Genomic DNA, 15,658 nt, shown 5'->3' with positions numbered 1-15,658 from the left:
GCGACCCGCTGACGGGTCGCCGGTCGCTCGGGTTTGCGTCGACGTCGCGCTGCCGCACCTCGACCGTCCCTTCGACTACCTGGTCCCCGCCGGGCTGGCCGACGACGCGGTCCCCGGGGTGCGGGTCAAGGTCCGCTTCGCCGGTCAACTGGTCGACGGGTGGCTGCTGGAGCGGGTCGACAGCTCCGCGCACGACGGCCGGCTGGCCTACCTGGAGAAGGTGGTCTCACCGGAGCCGGTGCTGGCCCCCGAGGTGGCCCGGCTGGCCCGCGCGGTCGCCGACCGGTACGCCGGCAACCTCGCCGACGTGCTCCGGCTGGCCGTCCCGCCCCGGCACGCCCGGGTCGAGAAGGAACCCCGTGCCGACCCCGCGCGGGTCGACCCCGCCCGTGCCGACTCCGCCGGTGCCGACCCCGCCCGTGCCGGCACCGACCCGGGCGACGACGGGCCGACCCCGTCCGCCGTGGATCTTTCCGCCCCGCCCGCCGGAGACGGCCCCGCCCCGCATGGCGCTGGCGGGGTCGACCCGCGCGGTGCCGACAGGGCCGCCCCGCCCGGTGCGGCCGGTTCCGCCCCGCGCGACGCGGTCGGGGTCGACCCGCGTGGCTGGCGGGACTATCCCGCCGGCCCGGCGTTCCTGACGGCACTCGCCGACGGCCGGGCCCCCCGGGCGGTCTGGTCGGCGCTGGCCGGGGAGGACTGGGCGGCCCGCTACGCCGACGCGGTCGCCGCCACCCTCGCCGGTGGGCGGGGCGCGGTCGTGGTGGTCGCCGACGCCCGGGACCTCGACCGTCTCGACGCGGCGCTGACCACCCTGCTCGGCCCCGGACGGCACGTGACCCTCTCCGCCGCGCTCGGCCCCGCCCGCCGCTACCGGGCCTTCCTGGCCGCCCGGCGGGGCGACGTGCCGGTGGTGATCGGCACCCGGGCCGCCATGTTCGCCCCGGTCGACCAGCTCGGCCTGGTGGCGATCTGGGACGACGGGGACGACCTGCACGCCGAGCCCCGGGCCCCCTACCCGCACGCGCGGGAGGTGCTGCTCACCCGGGCCCGGCTCGCCGACGCCGCCGCGCTGGTCGGCGGCTGGACCCGGACCGCCGAGGGGCAACTGCTGGTGGAGACCGGCTGGGCCCGCGAGGTGGTGGCGGACCGGGCGACCCTGCGGGCGCGTACCCCGGCGATCGCCCCGACCGGGGACGACCCGCAACTGGCCCGCGATCCGGGCGCGGCGACGGCCCGGCTGCCCAGCCTGGCCTGGACCACCGCCCGGGACACCCTGCGCGCGGACGCGCCGGTGCTGGTCCAGGTGCCCCGCCGGGGTTACCTGCCCTCGGTCTCCTGCGCGGACTGCCGGACCCCGGCCCGCTGCCCGCACTGCGCCGGCCCGTTGGCACTGCGCGCCGCCGACGCCCCGCCGGCCTGCCGCTGGTGTGGCCGGGTCACCGCCGCGTACGCCTGCCCGCAGTGCGGCGGGCGACGGCTGCGGGCGGCCGTCACCGGGGCCCGCCGGACCGCCGAGGAGCTGGGCCGGGCGTTCCCCGGGGTGCCGGTGCGCACCTCCGGTCGCGACGAGGTGCTCACCGCCGTGCCGGGCGGCGCGGCGCTGGTCATCGCCACCCCGGGTGCCGAGCCGGTGGCCGACGGGGGGTACGGCGCGGTTCTGCTGCTCGACTCCTGGGCGCTGCTCACCCGGGCCGACCTGCGGGCCGGCGAGGAGGCGCTCCGGCGGTGGCTGTCCGCGGCGGCGTTGGCCCGTCCCGCCCCGGCCGGTGGCAAGGTGGTGGTGGTCGCCGACGGGGCGCTGGCCCCGGTGCAGGCGTTGCTGCGCTGGGACCCGGGCTGGTTCGCCGCGCGGGAGTTGGCCGAGCGGCGCGAGCTGGGCTTCCCACCGGCGGTGAAGATGGCAAGCGTCACCGGGGGAGCGGAGGCGGTGGCCGACCTGCTCGCGCAGGCCCGGCTGCCGGACGGGGCGGAGGTGCTCGGCCCGGTCCCCGCCGACGAGGACCGGGAGCGGATGCTGGTCCGGGTGCCCCGGTCCCGGGCCGCCGCGCTGGCCGGGGCGCTGCACACCGCCGCCGGGGTCCGCAGCGCCCGACGGGCCGCCGAACCGGTCCGCCTCCAGGTCGACCCGCTCGCCCTGTTCTGAGTCGTCGCTCAGTTCCGTCGGGGGTCCGGCCAGCCCGCCGTCGCACCCCGGGTCCGCCGGGCTGCGGGCGTACGCGTGATAGCATCGCCCCTCATGCCCGGGCGCACGAATGGCGCGACGAAGGCGGGAACGCGTCGGGTCGACGCCAAATCGATGATCTCAATCAGCCGGTGAGCAGGGGTGGACCAGTCGTGACCGTTCGTCAGTCGATCGTCTTCAACGGTGACCTCGGCAGCGGCAAGAGCACCGTCTCCGTCGAGATCGCCAAGCGGCTGGGCCTGCGCCGGGTCAGCGTCGGTGACCTCTACCGGCAGATGGCCCAGGAACGCCAGATGACCGCGCTCCAGCTCAACCTGCACGCCGAGCTGGACCAGGCCGTCGACGGCTACGTCGACCAGCTCCAGCGCGACATCGCCGCCTCCGGCGAATCGCTGGTGATGGACTCCCGGCTGGCCTGGCACTTCTTCACCCACGCGCTCAAGGTGCACATGATCACCGAGCCGGCCGAGGCGGCCCGGCGCGTGCTGCTACGCCCCTCCGGGCCGGCCGAGAGCTACACCTCGCTGGCCGAGGCGGAGGCCAGGCTGCGCGAACGCAGCGACAGCGAGCGTAACCGGTTCATCCTCCGCTACGGCGTCGACAAGGCCCGGCTGCGCAACTACGACCTGGTCTGCGACACCACCCGGGCCTCCGCCGAGGAAGTCATCACGCACATCATCGACGCGTACGAGGGCCGCCTCGCCGCCGACGTGCTGCGTGACGCCCCACCGTTGCTGCTGCTGGACCCGGCCCGGGTCTACCCGACCGAGGACGTCGCCACCCTGCGCGGGCTCGACGGGTCCGGGCTCGTCGGGGAGCTGGCGGCGGCCGGCGACGGGGCCCTCGCCCCGCTGCGGATCGGCTTCACCGGCGAGTACTTCTTCGTCGTCGACGGTCACCGCCGGCTCAGCGCCGCCCTGCGCAACGGTTTCTCGCTGGTGCCCGCGCAGCTCGTCGCCGAGGTGGACGAGCCGGTCGTCGGGCAGACCAGCGCCGTCGACTACTTCGCCGCCCACGTGCGCCCCAGCCTCGTGCACGACTGGGAGGCCGCCCACGGCACCCGGCTCCCGCTGCCCGCGCACGCCCTGCTCGGCGGGGACGCCGTGCTGGCCGGCGAACCGGGCGCCGGCGTCTGACCCGGCCGTCCCACCCCGATCACCACCCGTCGCGGTACGCCGGCCGGTGCCCCCGCCGCACTCCGTAGACTGGTACGGCACCACGCCGTCCAACGAAGGAGCCACCCCGCGTGACCGTCCAGCCCATCCGTCTGTTCGGGGACCCGGTGCTGCGCACGCCGGCCGATCCGGTCGTCGACTTCGACGTCGAGCTGCGTAGGCTCATCGCCGACCTCACCGACACGATGCGTGACCGCAGCGGAGCCGGGCTGGCCGCCCCCCAGCTCGGTGTGGGCCTGCGGGTGTTCACCTTCGAGGTGGACGACGTGCTCGGCCACCTGGTCAACCCGGTGCTGGAGTTCCCCGACGCCGAGGAGCAGGACGGCCCGGAGGGCTGTCTGTCCATCCCCGGGCTCTACTTCGACACCAAGCGCCGGCAGAACGTGATCGCCAAGGGCTTCAACGGCTACGGCGACCCGTTGCAGATCGTCGGCACCGGGCTGATGGCCCGCTGCGTCCAGCACGAGACCGACCACCTCGACGGGGTGCTCTTCCTCGACCGGCTGGACCCGGCCGGACGCAAGGAGGCGATGAAGGCGATCCGCCAGGCCGACTGGTACGACGAGGCCGCCCCGCCGACGGTCAAGGTCAGCCCGCACGCCGCCGGCAACCCCTTCGGGCTGGGCCGGTGACCGCCGGGATGCGTCTGGTCTTCGCCGGTACGCCGGCGGTCGCCGTCCCCGCCCTGGCCGCCGTGCACGCCTCCGGACACGAGGTGGTGGCCGTGGTGACCCGCCCCGACGCGCCCGCCGGTCGGGGTCGGGGCGTGCTGCGGTCCCCGGTCGGCGTCTGGGCCGACGAGCACGGCGTCGAGGTGCTCACCCCGGCCCGCCCCCGGGAGCCCGAGTTCCTCGACCGGCTCCGTACGCTGGCCCCCGACTGCGTGCCGGTGGTCGCCTACGGCGCGCTGGTGCCCCCGGCGGCGCTGGAGATCCCCCGCTTCGGCTGGGTCAACCTGCACTTCTCGCTGCTGCCCGCCTGGCGGGGCGCGGCACCCGTGCAGCACGCGGTGCTGCACGGCGACGAGCTGACCGGGGCCAGTGTCTTCCAGTTGGAGCAGGGGCTGGACACCGGCCCGGTCTACGGCACGCTCACCGACGAGATCCGCCCCACCGACACCTCCGGCGACCTGCTGGAGCGGCTCGCCCACTCCGGGGCCGGGCTGCTGGTCGCCGTCCTGGACGCGATCGCGGCGGGCACCGCGCGGGCCGAACCGCAGCCCGCCGACGGGGTCTCGCTGGCTCCGAAACTGACCGTGGACGACGCCCGGGTGCGGTGGGGTGACCCCGCGTTCGCGGTCGACCGACGGGTGCGCGCCTGCACCCCCGCCCCGGGCCCGTGGACGACCTTCCGTGGCGACCGGGTCAAGCTCGGGCCGATCACCCCGGTCGGCAACGGCCCCACCCTCAAACCTGGAGAACTGCTGGTGGAGAAGTCCCGCGTGCTGGCCGGCACGGCGACCGTGCCGGTGCAGCTCGGTGAGGTGCGCGCGGCGGGCAAGAAGGCCATGCCGGCGACCGACTGGGCGCGCGGCGTCCGGGTCGCCGCCGGGGAGGAACTCGCGTGACCGAGCCGACCGCACGAGGAGACCGTCCGGCCGACACCGACCGGCGCGGCGACGACCGGCGGCCCTCCGGCGGCACCCGGGGCGACCGCCCCGCCCGAGCCGGCGGGTGGGGCGACCGGGCCGGGTCCGACCGGCGCGGCGGGCGACCCGGCCGACCGGTCCGTCCGGCCGTCGACCTGCCCCGGTACGCCGCCTACCAGGCGGTCGCGGCGGTGCACCGCGACGACGCGTACGCCAATCTGGTGTTGCCGGCGATCCTGCGCGAGCAGGGGCTGGCCGGGCGGGACGCCGCCTTCGCCACCGAGCTGACCTACGGCACCCTGCGGCAGCTCGGCACCCTCGACACGATCCTCACCGCCGCCGCCGGCCGGGACGTCGCGCGGATCGACCCGCCGGTGCGCGACGCGTTGCGGCTCGGCGCCTACCAGCTCCTGCACACCCGGGTCCCGGCGCACGCCGCCGTGTCCTCCACGGTCGACCTGGTCCGCACGGTGGGGGAGGGGGCCACCGGCTTCGCCAACGCGGTGCTGCGCGAGGTGGCCGGCCAGGACGTCGACGCGTGGACGGCCAAGCTCGCCCCGACGATGGCCGCCGACCCGATCGGCCACCTGGCCGTGACCTACAGCCACCCGCAGTGGATCGTCCGGGCCTTCGCCGACGCTCTCGGCGGTGACCTGGGCGAGGTGACCCGGCTGCTGATCGAGGACAACGAGCGCCCGCCGGTGCACCTGTGCGCCCGTCCGGGCCTCCTCGACCCGGCGGAACTGGCCGACGCGGTCGGCGGCGCTCCTGGTGCGTTCTCGCCGTACGCGGTCTACCTGCCCGGCGGCGCGCCCGGTGACCTGCCGGCGCTGGCCGACGGCCGGGCGCACGTGCAGGACGAGGGTTCCCAGTTGGTGGCGAACGCGCTGGCCACGGCCCCGCTGGACGGTCACGACGGCCGCTGGTTGGACCTGTGCGCCGGCCCCGGTGGCAAGGCCGGCCTGCTCGGCGCGCTCGCCGCGCAGCGGGGTGCCCGGCTGACGGCGGTGGAGGTCTCCGAGCACCGGGCCCGGCTGGTCGAGCAGGCCACCCGGGGTCTGCCGGTGAGCGTGCTGCACACCGACGGGCGCACGGTCGGGGCGGATCCGAAGCTGCCGGAGGGGCACTTCGACCGGGTGCTGGTCGACGCCCCGTGCACCGGGCTGGGGTCGTTGCGCCGCCGGCCCGAGTCGCGCTGGCGGCGGCAGCCGTCGGACCTGCCGCCGTTGACCCGGTTGCAGCGGGAGCTGCTCTCCGCCGCGCTGCGGGCGGCCCGTCCGGGTGGTCTGGTCGCCTACGTCACCTGTTCCCCGCACACGGTGGAGACGCACGTGACGGTCACCGAGGCGGCCCGGCGCGCGGGGGTGCCGGCGGACTTCGTCGACGCCCGGACGGTCCTGCCGTCGGGCATGCCCGGCCTGGGCGACGGCCCCACCGTCCAACTCTGGCCGCACCGCCACGGCACCGACGCCATGTTCCTGGCGCTCCTCCGCCGCACCTGACCGGTCCCGCCCCCCGTCGCGGCCCCGCCCGCCCTCGGTGATCAAGAGAATTGCGTCAACGAGCCGTCGCCGGATGACGCGAACCTCTTGATCACCGAAGCGGGAAGCGGCGGCGGGCGGGCGGACGGGCAGCGGGTGGGTCAGATGGTGGGGAGGCCCTTGGGGCCGGCGCCGCGCATCGAGCGGGTCAGCTTCCGGTCGTCGCTCCACAGGAAACAGCGGATGCCCCGGTCGCCCTCCTCCCACTCCCGCTGCGACGGCGGATAGAAGATCGACCCGGCCCGGTACGGCAGTTCGCTGTTGTTGGGCACCTCGGCGAAGCCGGCGATCAGCGCCATGCACCGCCGGTGCACCCGCTGGTTGGCGCGACCGAAATCGGCCCAGCTCAGGTCGCTGCGTTCCAGGTAGACGCCGACGAACTCGGCGCGGTGCGGCTCGGAGCAGAGCACCGGGGCCATGTAGTTGAGATTGTTGCCGATCAGTTTGGGATCGAAGCAGCGGTGGCTGAGCGGATTGTCGCCGATCATCGCCCCGCGCAGACTGCCGACGCGGTTGACCGGCCGGGTGTTGTCGATGCTGTCGGTCTCGCTCAGGTCGCACCGGAACCAGCGGGCGCCGCTGTTCCACGCCGAGTTGGCCGGCAGCGCGATGTTCATCGTCAGCCGGGCCGAGTGCCAGTCGCCACCGAGGACGTCGCGGGCCCGCTGGTCGCACTCGGTACGGGCGGGACGCAGCGCGGCGGAACCCGGCTCGGGCCGCTCACCCCGGGTCACCGCGCCGGTGAACGTGCCGACGTGGATGGTCTCGGCCAGGTGGCTGCGCGCGCAGTCCACCGTCTCGTAGGTGCCGGCCTGCACGACCGGGGTGATCCGGGGCAGGCAGGCGTCCGTGGCGGGCACGAACGACTGGGCGACCGGCAGCACCGGCCAGTCGTCGAGCAGGTCGCCGTCGGCACCGTGCTGCGGTACGCAGCCGCTGAGCGCCACCGTCACGGTGCCGGCCAGCGCCAGCGCCACGAGCCACCGTCGCATCGTCCGCCCTTTCCGGGGGTCGACGGTTCCGCCGCCGTGCCCCACCCGGCGTGCCCGCCGCCGGGCGAGCATCATACGTGACCGTCCCTGATGGAGTGTTGCGTCTTGCCGGTCGTTCGGCCAGTCGGCACCGGCCATTCGTCCCGGACTCCCGGGAAGAGGAGCCGTTGGTGCACCACGGGTCACGCCTGGATCACAGGGCGTCGCTCATGGTGCCGTGCTGTCCGCGGCGGATGGCCGCGTTCGTACACTTGCCCTGTGACCGTACCGCCGTCGATCATCGCGCCCAGCATCCTCGCCGCCGATTTCGCCCGCCTCGCCGATGAAGTCCGCGCCGTCGAGGACGCCGCGGACTGGCTGCACGTCGACGTGATGGACAACCACTTCGTGCCCAACCTGACCATCGGCCTGCCGGTGGTGCAGAGCCTGCGGGCGGTGACCCGGCTCCCGTTCGACGTGCATCTCATGATCACCGACCCGCGGCGGTGGGCCCCCGGTTACGCCGACGCCGGCGCGTACAACGTGACCTTCCACGCCGAGGCGTGCGACGACCCGGTCGCCCTGGCCAAGGATCTCCGCTCGGCCGGCGCCAAGGCCGGGCTGGCCATCGACCGGGACACCCCGATCGAGCCGTACCTCGACCTGCTGCCCAGCTTCGACACCCTGCTGATCATGACGATCAAGGCCGGCTTCGGCGGGCAACGCTTCATCCCGCAGCTGCTGGACAAGGTGCGGGCGGCCCGCCGGCACGTCGACAGCGGCCACCTGGAACTGCGCATCGAGGTCGACGGCGGAATCGCCGCCGACACCATCGAGCAGGCCGCGGCGGCCGGCGCGGACGCCTTCGTCGCCGGCACCGCCGTGTACGGCGCGGACGACCCGGCCGAGGCGATCCGTCGCCTGCGCGGGCTGGCGGAGCGCGCCAACGCCGGGGCCTGAGGTGGAACCCACCGGCGACCGCCCCGACGTGATCCTGGTCGTCGACGACGACGAGGACATCGCCCGCTTCGTCGAGTTCAACCTGAGGCTGCACGGCTTCGAGGTGCTGCACGCCGGGGACGGCCAGGAGGCGCTCGACATGATCGAGCAGCACAAACCGGACCTGGCCGTGGTCGACCTGATGATGCCGCGCATCGACGGCCTGGAGCTGACCCGCCGGCTGCGCGCCAACCCGATCACCTCGGCACTGCCGGTGATCATGCTGACCGCCAAGGGCATGACCGTGGACAAGGTGCACGGGCTCAGCGCCGGCGCCGACGACTACCTGGTCAAGCCGTTCGACACCGCCGAGCTGGTGGCCCGGGTCAGCTCCACGCTGCGCCGCAACAAGGAGTTCCGCGAGGTCTCCCCACTGACCGGCCTGCCCGGCAACAGCCGGATCCGCCGGGAGATCAGCGACCGGGTCCGCAGCGGCGTCGACTACGCCGTCGGCTACATCGACATCGACCGGTTCAAGAGCGTCAACGACCGGTACGGCTTCGTGCGGGGCGACGAGTTCATCTCCGCGCTGGCCCGCAGCCTGTACCGGGCGGTGGTCGCGATCGGGCTGCCGCCGGCCTTCCTCGGCCATGTCGGCGGCGACGACTTCGTGATCGTCTGCGCCCCCGACCAGATCCGCCCGCTGACCTCCCGGGCCGTGGTCGACTTCGAGAAGACCGCCGACACCCTCTACGACCCGACCGACCGGGAACGCGGCTTCGTCGAGCTGAAGGACCGGCGGGGCAACATCCGGCGGGCGGCCCTGGTCACCCTGTCGATCGGTGTCTCGCTCTCCGACGCCCGCAAGCGCTTCACCGACCCGCTGGCGGCGATCGCCGTGGCCAGCGAGATGAAAACGGTCGCCAAGAGCCAACCGGGGTCATACGTCGCAGTCGACAGGCGACGTGCCGACGGGGTGTGAAGTAGCACGCTGGAGGTGGCGGACTCCCCGGGGTTACGTGTAAGACTTCGCATGTACCCACCACGCGCTGGCGGGGCTCGGTGAAATTCCGAACCGGCGGTGATCCACGCTCGACGTGGTAAGCCCGCGACCCGGACGGCTGTGCCGCCCGGTGGACCTGGTGAGAATCCGGGGCCGACGGTGGGGGAGCGGTCCGTCCGCACCCCCGACAGTCCGGATGGGAGACAGCGCGCGGGCGGGGCGGGCCTGCGTGGCGTCTCTTGCGACCGCGTGGGCTCCCCGGGGGCGGCGCTGCCGTTCCCGGTTCCGCCGCCGCCTGCCCGGCTGCTCCCGTACCGCCCGCGCGGGGACCGGCGAGCGAGAGGGCAGGGCATGGGCGGCGTCTCCGTGGACGAGGCGATGCGTCGTGCCATCGAGTTGGGCGCGCGGGGTCTCGGCACCACCAGTCCCAATCCGGTCGTCGGCTGCGTGCTGCTCGACGCGGACGGCGTCGTCGTCGGGGAGGGCTTCCACGCCTACACCGGCGGGCCGCACGCCGAGATCGTCGCGCTCGCCCAGGCCGGTGAGCGGGCCCGGGGCGGCACCGCGGTGGTCACCCTGGAACCCTGCGACCACACCGGTCGCACCGGCCCGTGCAGTCACGCGCTGATCCGCGCCGGCATCGCCCGGGTGGTGATCGCCGTACCCGACCCCAACCCGGTCGCCTCGGGCGGCGCCGCCACCCTGCGCGCCGCCGGGGTGCGGGTCGAGTTCGGGGTACGCGCCGACGAGGCCGAGGCCGGCAACGTCGCCTGGCTGACCTCGATGCGGCGCGGCTGGCCGTACCTGATCTGGAAGTACGCCGCCACCCTCGACGGCCGGTCCGCGGCGGCCGACGGCAGCAGCATGTGGATCACCTCCGAGGCGGCCCGGATGGACGTGCACGCGTTGCGCGGCACGGTCGACGCGGTCATCGCCGGGGTCGGCACCGTGCTCGCCGACGATCCCCGGCTGACCGCCCGCAACCTGCGCGACGGCACCCTGGCCATCCGCCAGCCGCTGCGGGTGGTGGTGGACAGCGCCGGGCGTACCCCGGCCGACGCCCGGGTCCGCGACGGCGCCGCCCGGACCTGGATCGCCACCGTCGCGGAGGTCGGCGCCGGCCCGGACGGCCGGGTCGACCTGCCGGCCCTGCTGGCCGAACTGCACCACCGGGGGGTACGCGCCGCGCTGCTGGAGGGCGGTCCCCGGCTGGCCGGGGCGTTCCTCGCCGCCGGCCTGGTCGACCGGGTCGTCGGGTACGTCGCGCCGAAGCTGCTCGGGGCCGGACCGACCGCGTTGGTCGACGCGGGTGTGACGACCATCGCCGACGCCATCGATCTGGAAATCACCGACGTTACCCGGGTCGGGTCCGACCTGAGGATCACCGCGCTGCCCCGGAAGAGGGAGGCCTGAGATGTTCACCGGCATCGTCGAGGAGTTGGGCGAGGTCGTCCGGATCGCCGACACCGGGGGTGACTCGGCGCTGGTCGCGATCCGCGGCCCACTGGTCACCTCCGACGCCCGGCACGGCGACTCCATCGCGGTCAACGGGGTCTGCCTGACCGTGGTCGACGTCGACGGCGGGGTGTTCACCGCCGACGTGATGGGCGAGACGCTGCGCCGCTCGGCGCTCGGCGGGCTGCGCCCCGGCGACCCCGTCAACCTGGAGCGGGCCACCGCGCTGAACAGCCGGCTCGGCGGGCATCTGGTGCAGGGCCACGTCGACGGCGTCGGCGAGGTGCTCTCCCGGGAACCGGCGGCGCAGTGGGAGACGCTGCGGTTCCGGCTGCCCACCGCCCTGGCCCGGTACGTGGTGGAGAAGGGCTCGATCACCGTTGACGGGGTGTCGCTGACGGTGGCGGCGGTCGGCGACGACTGGTTCACCGTCGGGCTGATCCCCACCACCCTCAAGCTCACCACGCTCGGCGGCCGGGGGGTCGGCGCGCCGGTCAACCTGGAGGTGGACGTGCTGGCCAAGTACGTCGAACGCCTCCTCGACGCCCGGCTGCCCGGCGGCCCGGTCGGGACCGACGACGCCGCCCCGGCGCTGCCCGGCGACACCGCCGGAGAGGCACGGTGAGCGGCCCGGTCGGCTGGCTGCTCGACGCGCAGGTGCACGTCGTCGGTTCCCCGGTGCTGGTCCGGGAGATCGTCGGCAACGCCTTCGGGCTGGTCTCGGCGCTGCTCGGGCTGCGCCGGCTGGTCTGGGCCTGGCCGGTCGGCATGATCGGCAACGGGCTGCTGTTCACCGTCTTCCTCGGCGGGGTGTTCGCCACCCCGCAGGCGCACGACCTCTACGGCCAGGCCGGCCGGCAGGTCTTCTTCTTCGCGGTCAGCGTCTACGGCTGGTGGCGGTGGTCACGCAACCGCCGCCAGGGCGGGGACGCCCCGGCGGTCACCCCCCGCTGGGCCACCGGCCGGGAACGGCTCGGCCTGCTGCTGGCCGCCGTGCTCGGCACCGCGCTGAGCTATCCGCTGCTCGCCGCGCTCGGCTCGTGGGGGCCGCTGCCGGACGCCTGGATCCTCACCGGCAGCCTGCTGGCCACCTACGGGATGGCCCGGGGCTGGGTGGAGTTCTGGCTGGTCTGGATCGCGGTGGACGCGGTCGGCGTACCGCTGCTGCTGCGCGGCGGCTTCTACCCCTCGGCGGCGATGTACCTGGTCTACGGCGCGCTCTGCGGCTGGGGCTTCGCCGCCTGGTGGCGCAGCTCGCGGGCCAGCCGTACGGCGTCGACACCGATCCCGTCCACCTACTCGGAGGTCGTGGCATGAGCACCCAGGCGGTCACCTTCGCCCGGATCGAGGAGGCGGTGGCGGAGATCGCCGCCGGCCGGCCCGTGGTGGTGGTCGACGACGAGGACCGGGAGAACGAGGGCGACCTGATCTTCGCCGCCGAGCTGGCCACCCCGGAGCTGCTCGCCTTCATGGTCCGCTGGACCTCCGGGTACGTCTGCGTCCCACTGACCGAGGCGGAGTGCGACCGGCTGGACCTGCCGCCGATGCACCACACCAACCAGGACCGGCGCGGCACCGCCTACACGGTGACCGTGGACGCCCGGGAGGGGGTCAGCACCGGCATCTCGGCAGCCGACCGGGCACACACCATCCGGCTGCTCGCCGACCCCGGCACCGACCCGACGGACCTGGCCCGCCCCGGCCACGTGGTGCCGCTGCGGGCCCGCGCCGGCGGGGTGCTGCGCCGCCCCGGGCACACCGAAGCGGCGGTCGACCTGACCCGGCTGGCGGGGCTGCGACCCGCCGGGGTGCTCTGCGAGCTGGTCAACGACGACGGCACCATGATGCGCCTGCCGGATCTGGAGAAGTTCTGCGCCGAGCACTCGCTCACCCTGGTCACCATCGCCGACCTGGTGGCCTACCGGCGGCGGCACGAGAAGCAGGTCGAGCAGGTCGCGCAGGCGCGGATGCCCACCCCGTACGGGGTGTTCCGGGCGCTGGGCTACCGGGCCGAACACGACCCGGCCGAGCACGTCGCGCTGGTCTTCGGTGAGCTGGGCGACGGCAGGGACGTGCTGGTCCGGGTGCACTCCGAGTGCCTGACCGGGGACGTCTTCGGGTCGCTGCGCTGCGACTGCGGGCCGCAGTTGCAGGCGTCGCTGGCCCGGGTCGCCCGGGAGGGGCGGGGCGTGGTGCTCTACGTGCGCGGCCACGAGGGGCGCGGCATCGGCCTGCTGCACAAGCTGCAGGCGTACCAGCTCCAGGACCAGGGCCGCGACACCGTGGACGCGAACCTCGACCTGGGCCTGCCGGCCGACGCCCGGGACTACGGCACCGGCGCGCAGATCCTCTACGACCTGGGGGTGCGGTCGATGCGGCTGCTCACCAACAACCCGGCCAAGCGGGCCGGGCTGGAGGGGTACGGGCTGACCGTCACCGGCCGGGAGGGGCTGCCGGTCCGGCCGCACCCGGAGAACGTCCGCTACCTGCGGACCAAGCGGGACCGGATGGGCCACCTGTTGGACGAGCTGGACGAGGTGACCGAGGCCCCGATGGGCCGGCCGGTCCCCGGCGACGAGATCGGAGCATGACGATGGCGGGTTTCGGTGAACCCGGAGTGACCCCGGTGGATGCCGCCGGGCTGACCGTCGGGGTGGTGGCGGCGCGCTGGCACGGCGAGCTGACCGACCACATGCTCGACCGGGCGGTGGCCGCCGCGCAGGCGTGCGGGGCGCGGGTGGTGACGGCCCGGGTGGCCGGTTCGGTGGAGCTGCCGGTGGTGGCGCAGGCCCTGGCCCGGCGCTGCGACGTGGTGGTGGCGCTGGGCGTGGTGGTGCGCGGCGCGACCGCCCACTTCGACTACGTGTGCCGGTCGGTGACCGACGGGCTGACCCGGGTCGCCCTGGACGAGGGCAAGCCGGTGGCGCACGGGGTGCTGACCGTGGAGAACCTCGACCAGGCCCGGGACCGCGCCGGGCTGCCCGGCTCCGCCGAGGACAAGGGCTGGTCGGCGACGGTGGCCGCCCTGGACGCCGCCCTGGCGGTCCGGGCCGTGTCCACGGCCAACGGCCACCGCGTCGGCTTCGCCGGCTGACCACCCGTCGGGGCTTTGGCCTGGTGGGCCGATGTTGCGGGGTCCACGACCGCCGACCCCGCAACATCGCCCCACTTGGGGCACCCCGCGCTAGAGCCGGCCGGCCTCGATGATCCGCTTGAGGAACTGCCGGGTTCGGGGCTGGGTCGGCTCGCCGAACACCTGCGCGGGCGGCCCGGCCTCGACCACCCGACCGGCGTCGAGGAAACAGACCTGGTCGGCGACCTCCCGGGCGAACCCCATCTCGTGGGTGGCCAACACCATCGTCATCCCGTCGGCCTTGAGGTCCCGGATCATCGCCAGCACCTCCCCGACCAGCTCCGGGTCGAGCGCCGAGGTGACCTCGTCCAGCAGCATTAGCCGGGGCGAGTTGGCCAGCGCCCGGACGATCGCCACCCGCTGCTGCTGGCCGCCGGAGAGCCGGTCCGGGTAGGCGTCCGCCCGGTCGGCCAACCCGACCCGGGCGAGCAGCTCCCGGGCCTGCGCCTCGGCCTCGGCCCGCGCCCGCCGGTGCACCCGGCGCGGCGCGAGGGTGACGTTCTCCAGCACGCTCAGGTGCGGAAACAGGTTGTACGACTGGAACACCATGCCGATGCGCCGGCGGACCCGGTCGGGGTCGACCCGGGGGTCGGAGATCTCCTCGCCGTCGAGCGTGATGCTCCCGTCGTCGAGTTCCTCCAGCAGGTTGACGCAGCGCAACAGCGTCGACTTACCCGACCCGGACGCCCCGATCAGGGCGACCACCCGGTGCTCCTCGACGGTGAGGTCGAGCCCGTCGAGCACCACCCGGCCACCGAACTCCTTGCGTACCCCCTGGCAGGTCAGCACGGCCATGGTCAGCCTCCGGACTGGCGTCGGGCCGCGCGCAGCGTCACCCAGTCGGTGACCGCGATCAGCGGGATGGCGAGCAGCACGAACAGCACCCCGGCCACGATGTACGGGGTGTAGTTGAAGCTCTGCGCGGTGGCGATCTGGGCCGCCCGGACGGCGTCGATCGGGCCGGCCAGGGAGACCAGGCCGACGTCCTTCTGCAACGCCACCACGTCGTTGAGCAGCGGCGGCGCGACCCGCCGGACGGCCTGCGGCAGCACCACGTGCCGCATGGTCTGCCGGTAGGTCAGCCCCAGCGAGCGGGCCGCCGCGAGCTGGCTCGGGTGGACCGACTCGATGCCGGCCCGGAACACCTCCGCCAGGTAACCGCCGTAGGTGAGCACCAGCGCCAGCCCGCCGAGCACCAGCACCGGGGGCATCCCCTGCAACCGCAGGCCGGGCACGCCGAGGGTGAGCACGTACAGCACGATGATCAGCGGCAGGCCCCGGAAGGTGTACGTGTACCCGGCGGCGAGCGCGCGGACCGGGAAGAAGACCGGCCCGCGCAGGGTCCGCAGCAGCGCGATCAGCAGGCCGAGCAGCAGCGCCCCGACGGCACAGCAGACCAGCAGCCGGACGTTGAGCCACAGCCCGGTGAGCACCTCCGGCAGGGCGTCGCGGGCGATCTGTGGGTCGAGGAACGACAGGCGCACCCGGTCCCAGCCGGGTGCGCCGGTGACCGCGACGACCAGCAGCGTGCCGAGCACCGCCGTGGAGACGGCGGCGACCAGCACGCTGCGGGTCGTCTGCCGACGCCGGTACGCGGCCCGCCGCCGCTGGGCCGCCGACAGGAGGTACGGCCGGTCCACCGCCGGGTCGTCGTTGCCTGCGGACACC

15 protein-coding genes and 1 riboswitch are annotated in these 15,658 nt (G+C 74.7%); of the genes, 12 read left to right on the top strand and 3 right to left on the bottom strand.

The window, feature by feature from the left end; all coding sequences use genetic code 11:
• Positions 1 to 49: 49 nt before the first annotated feature.
• The 5 genes from JQX11_RS26040 to JQX11_RS26020 all read left to right on the top strand — a co-directional run bounded on the left by JQX11_RS26040 (position 50) and on the right by JQX11_RS26020 (position 6,450).
• On the top strand, positions 50 to 2,146 hold the full coding sequence (locus JQX11_RS26040) for a primosomal protein N' (protein ID WP_232378626.1): 2,097 nt from the start codon (positions 50 to 52) through the stop codon (positions 2,144 to 2,146).
• A gap of 191 nt (positions 2,147 to 2,337) precedes the next feature.
• Complete coding sequence (locus JQX11_RS26035) at positions 2,338 to 3,321, top strand: AAA family ATPase (RefSeq protein WP_204927578.1); 984 nt, start codon at positions 2,338 to 2,340, stop codon at positions 3,319 to 3,321.
• A 110-nt stretch (positions 3,322 to 3,431) separates the two neighbouring features.
• Complete coding sequence (gene def / locus JQX11_RS26030; protein ID WP_204927577.1) at positions 3,432 to 3,992, top strand: peptide deformylase; 561 nt, start codon at positions 3,432 to 3,434, stop codon at positions 3,990 to 3,992.
• Positions 3,993 to 4,000: 8 nt separating this feature from the next.
• The gene (gene fmt / locus JQX11_RS26025; RefSeq protein ID WP_204927716.1) at positions 4,001 to 4,927 is read left to right on the top strand and encodes a methionyl-tRNA formyltransferase; all 927 of its coding nucleotides are present in this window, start codon (positions 4,001 to 4,003) and stop codon (positions 4,925 to 4,927) included.
• Positions 4,924 to 6,450 (top strand): RsmB/NOP family class I SAM-dependent RNA methyltransferase, encoded by a 1,527-nt coding sequence (locus JQX11_RS26020; protein WP_204927576.1) that lies wholly within the window; start codon positions 4,924 to 4,926, stop codon positions 6,448 to 6,450. Before fmt ends, JQX11_RS26020 begins: the two co-directional genes overlap by 4 nt.
• Positions 6,451 to 6,590: 140 nt before the next feature.
• Here the strand turns inward: JQX11_RS26020 and JQX11_RS26015 are convergent, their stop codons facing one another.
• Complete coding sequence (locus JQX11_RS26015; protein WP_204927575.1) at positions 6,591 to 7,481, bottom strand: septum formation family protein; 891 nt, start codon at positions 7,479 to 7,481, stop codon at positions 6,591 to 6,593.
• 258 nt (positions 7,482 to 7,739) lie between these two features.
• Here JQX11_RS26015 and rpe point away from each other — a divergent pair, with 258 nt between their 5' ends.
• The 7 genes from rpe to ribH all read left to right on the top strand — a co-directional run bounded on the left by rpe (position 7,740) and on the right by ribH (position 13,951).
• A complete protein-coding gene (gene rpe / locus JQX11_RS26010; RefSeq protein WP_204927574.1) occupies positions 7,740 to 8,420 on the top strand; it encodes a ribulose-phosphate 3-epimerase in 681 nt (226 codons plus the stop codon).
• A 1-nt stretch (position 8,421) separates the two neighbouring features.
• The gene (locus JQX11_RS26005) at positions 8,422 to 9,381 is read left to right on the top strand and encodes a response regulator (protein ID WP_088645203.1); all 960 of its coding nucleotides are present in this window, start codon (positions 8,422 to 8,424) and stop codon (positions 9,379 to 9,381) included.
• 62 nt (positions 9,382 to 9,443) lie between these two features.
• Positions 9,444 to 9,614: riboswitch (FMN riboswitch) on the top strand.
• Positions 9,615 to 9,753: 139 nt separating this feature from the next.
• Positions 9,754 to 10,815: a bifunctional diaminohydroxyphosphoribosylaminopyrimidine deaminase/5-amino-6-(5-phosphoribosylamino)uracil reductase RibD gene (gene ribD, locus JQX11_RS26000; protein WP_145918942.1), complete on the top strand. Its 1,062-nt coding sequence runs from the start codon at positions 9,754 to 9,756 to the stop codon at positions 10,813 to 10,815.
• A 1-nt stretch (position 10,816) separates the two neighbouring features.
• Positions 10,817 to 11,482, top strand: a complete 666-nt coding sequence (locus JQX11_RS25995; protein ID WP_232378603.1) for a riboflavin synthase — start codon at positions 10,817 to 10,819, stop codon at positions 11,480 to 11,482.
• Positions 11,479 to 12,174 carry a nicotinamide riboside transporter PnuC gene (gene pnuC, locus JQX11_RS25990; protein ID WP_204927573.1) on the top strand — a complete coding sequence of 232 codons (696 nt, stop codon included), beginning with the start codon at positions 11,479 to 11,481 and terminating at the stop codon, positions 12,172 to 12,174. Before JQX11_RS25995 ends, pnuC begins: the two co-directional genes overlap by 4 nt.
• Entirely contained in the window at positions 12,171 to 13,448 is a 1,278-nt protein-coding gene (locus JQX11_RS25985; protein WP_204927572.1) for a bifunctional 3,4-dihydroxy-2-butanone-4-phosphate synthase/GTP cyclohydrolase II, read from the top strand. The genes pnuC and JQX11_RS25985 overlap by 4 nt, the downstream gene beginning before the upstream one ends.
• Positions 13,449 to 13,450: 2 nt before the next feature.
• Positions 13,451 to 13,951: a 6,7-dimethyl-8-ribityllumazine synthase gene (gene ribH, locus JQX11_RS25980; RefSeq protein ID WP_088645198.1), complete on the top strand. Its 501-nt coding sequence runs from the start codon at positions 13,451 to 13,453 to the stop codon at positions 13,949 to 13,951.
• Between the two features lie 90 nt (positions 13,952 to 14,041).
• Here the strand turns inward: ribH and JQX11_RS25975 are convergent, their stop codons facing one another.
• Positions 14,042 to 14,785, bottom strand: coding sequence for an amino acid ABC transporter ATP-binding protein (locus JQX11_RS25975; RefSeq protein WP_232378602.1), 744 nt, complete (start codon positions 14,783 to 14,785; stop codon positions 14,042 to 14,044).
• A 2-nt stretch (positions 14,786 to 14,787) separates the two neighbouring features.
• The gene (locus JQX11_RS25970; RefSeq protein ID WP_204927714.1) at positions 14,788 to 15,612 is read right to left on the bottom strand and encodes an amino acid ABC transporter permease; all 825 of its coding nucleotides are present in this window, start codon (positions 15,610 to 15,612) and stop codon (positions 14,788 to 14,790) included.
• Positions 15,613 to 15,658: the final 46 nt, after the last annotated feature.

The organism is Micromonospora humida, assembly GCF_016901255.1.
Lineage (GTDB): Bacteria > Actinomycetota > Actinomycetes > Mycobacteriales > Micromonosporaceae > Micromonospora > Micromonospora wenchangensis.
Note: the sequence above shows the minus strand (reverse complement) of the source record. Positions and strands in the feature narration are given on the sequence as shown.

Bases quoted from the DNA above. Each gene is read 5' to 3' on its own strand.
- JQX11_RS25985 (WP_204927572.1), top strand. From the start codon at position 12,171: ATGAGCACCCAGGCGGTCACCTTCGCCCGGATCGAGGAGGCGGTGGCG.
- fmt (WP_204927716.1), top strand. From the start codon at position 4,001: ATGCGTCTGGTCTTCGCCGGTACGCCGGCGGTCGCCGTCCCCGCCCTG.
- JQX11_RS25975 (WP_232378602.1), bottom strand. From the start codon at position 14,785: ATGGCCGTGCTGACCTGCCAGGGGGTACGCAAGGAGTTCGGTGGCCGG.
- JQX11_RS25995 (WP_232378603.1), top strand. From the start codon at position 10,817: ATGTTCACCGGCATCGTCGAGGAGTTGGGCGAGGTCGTCCGGATCGCC.
- ribH (WP_088645198.1), top strand. From the start codon at position 13,451: ATGGCGGGTTTCGGTGAACCCGGAGTGACCCCGGTGGATGCCGCCGGG.
- ribD (WP_145918942.1), top strand. From the start codon at position 9,754: ATGGGCGGCGTCTCCGTGGACGAGGCGATGCGTCGTGCCATCGAGTTG.
- JQX11_RS26015 (WP_204927575.1), bottom strand. From the start codon at position 7,481: ATGCGACGGTGGCTCGTGGCGCTGGCGCTGGCCGGCACCGTGACGGTG.